This is a genomic window from Pseudomonas sp. P4_C3 (genome assembly GCF_056402075.1).
Map to the genome: position 1 here is coordinate 1 of NZ_JBFUIC010000489.1, position 2320 is coordinate 2320.

At 59.3% G+C, this 2320-nt stretch carries 2 protein-coding genes and 1 pseudogene; all 3 read left to right on the forward strand.

Features of this window, described 5'->3' with window-relative positions; genetic code table 11:
• On the forward strand, window positions 1-723 hold a 723-nt coding region (locus AC1DVH_RS29710; protein WP_477756795.1), incomplete at its 5' end, for an ABC transporter ATP-binding protein.
• A gap of 82 nt (window positions 724-805) precedes the next feature.
• Entirely contained in the window at window positions 806-1855 is a 1050-nt protein-coding gene (locus tag AC1DVH_RS29715) for an ABC transporter substrate-binding protein (protein ID WP_477756796.1), read from the forward strand.
• Window positions 1856-1875: 20 nt separating this feature from the next.
• Window positions 1876-2320 (forward strand): annotated as a pseudogene (locus AC1DVH_RS29720) (ABC transporter permease); the annotation flags it as partial.

Here is a 2320-nt window from a genome sequence, read left to right on the forward strand (position 1 = left end):
GCGTTGGACCTGGCTCGTCTGGAAGGATTTGAAGATCGCAACCCCGCACAGTTGTCCGGAGGCCAGCAGCAACGTGTCGCGCTCGCCCGAGCGCTGGTGTATCGCCCACGCATCCTGCTGATGGACGAACCGCTGGGTGCCCTCGACAAGGGTTTGCGCGAACACATGCAACTGGAACTCAAAGCCATCCATAAACAGCTGGGCATCACGTTTGTCTACGTCACTCACGATCAAGACGAAGCCATGACCATGTCGGATCGCGTGGCGGTTTTCAACGAAGGCAAGATTGCCCAGATCGACCGACCTGAAACCATTTACAACCGCCCTGCCACACGCTTCGTGGCGAACTTTCTGGGTGAAACCAATGTACTGGAAGGTGTCCTGGCCAGTGTCTGCGGCAATCTCGCACGAATCCGCCTGACCGAAGGCGACACGGTCCACGAGGCGTTTTGCTCTGATCCCGGCCTGGTCGCAGGTCTCCCGGCGGCGCTGGCGATTCGCCCCGAGAACCTGAGGCTGGCAACGCCGGGAGAGGCCGCGATTCAGGCCCGCGTCGTCGACAGCATCTTTCATGGCGCCCACTGCAAGCTGCGCCTGGTGATGACCGATGGTTGCGAGCTGTCGATGACTTACAACCCGGGAAGCCTGGGCCAGGCACCACCCCTGCCCGGCGAAAGCGTGAGGCTGGCGTTGCCTGCCGCACAGGCAATGATTTTGCGCTGAACGCCCAAAACAACAAGAACGCGTCGATCTGTTACGTCACTTCTGCCGACCACAACTAAATCAAAAGTCTGGGAGTCACATCATGTTCAATCCATGCTCCGTTCGCAGTCTCTCCTTCGTTTTATGCGGGCTTGCCCTGTTCCAGGGAACCGCTCAGGCCAGAGACCTCACCGTGGCCTCATGGGGCGGTGCGTATCAGGATGTGCAGCGTAAAATCTTCTTCGATACATACAGTCAGGCCAGCGGCAATAAAGTCATCGATGACAGCTGGGAGGGTGGTATCGGCCTGCTGAGAACTCACGCTGAAGGTGCAGACAGTGGGTGGGATGTGGTTCAGGTCGAGGCCGAAGACCTGCAACTGGGGTGCGGTGAAGGGCTTTTCGTTGCGATGGACTTCAAACGAATTGGCGGCAAAGACAACTACATTCCCAGCGCGGCCAGCGAATGCGGTGTGGGTAGTGCGGTCTACAACTTCGTGCTGAGCTACGACACCAGCAAAGCCAGCCGTACTCCAAAAGACTGGAGCGACTTTTTCGACACCAAAACCTTCCCCGGCAAACGCGCACTGCGCCAAGGCCCCAAGGGCAACCTGGAAATCGCCCTCATGGCCGACGGTGTTGCACCGGCCGACGTCTACAAAGTCCTCAACTCGGCTGGTGGCGTAGAACGCGCCTTCAAGAAACTCGACACTATCAAGAGCCAGCTGCTGTTCTGGAAAGCGGGTGGCCAACCGATGCAACTACTCGCGTCGGGTGAAGTGAATATGACCACGTCCTATAACGGCCGGGTGACCAACGCTATCCACCAGGATCACAAACCGTTCGGGCTGGTGTGGAATCAGTCGCTGCAAACCATGGACAGCTGGGTGATCCTCGCCAACTCGCCGAACGTCGACAAAGCCTATGGCCTGCTGGATGTGATGGGAAAAGCTGAAAACCAGAAGAAATGGCCAAGCCTGCAGCCGACCGGGATCACTTCCGTCAAAGGCATCGCTGAAACTGACCCGGCGGCGCTCGCTGACTCCCCAAGCGCACCGCAGAACAGCGCCAACGTGCTGGTGCTCAACGACAAGTTCTGGGTTGACCGTATCGACGAACTAAATGCCAAGTGGACCGCCTGGTCGGCCCAGTGATCCGGATCGAGTAAATAGACATGAGTGCAATCGTAATCAATGCCTCATCACCGGTGGTCGCCCGCAAGGATCGCGGCGCCCTCTGGCGCGCCTACGGCCTGCTGGCACCTCTGGTGGTGTTTCTTGCCCTGACCTTCGTCGGTCCGATTGGCACATTGCTGTGGCGCGCAGTCGCTGACAGCGAACTGCCCCAGGCGATGCCCGCGACGGCCCGTGCCGTCTCAGACTGGGACGGCACTTCAGCCCCAGACGAGCGTTTGTTCAAACCGTTGGTACAAGACCTCAAAGCGGTATCGCCCCGCGACCTCGCGGCGGCTGCCCGCCGCTTGGCTTACGAGGCGCCGGAACTGCGTGGTTTACTGATGGCAGCCAAACGCGAGGCCGGCGATCTCGACGGCAGCAGCGCGAGCATGCAAACGCTCGATCCACGCTGGCTGGAAAATGCAACCTGGCAAACCTTCAAAC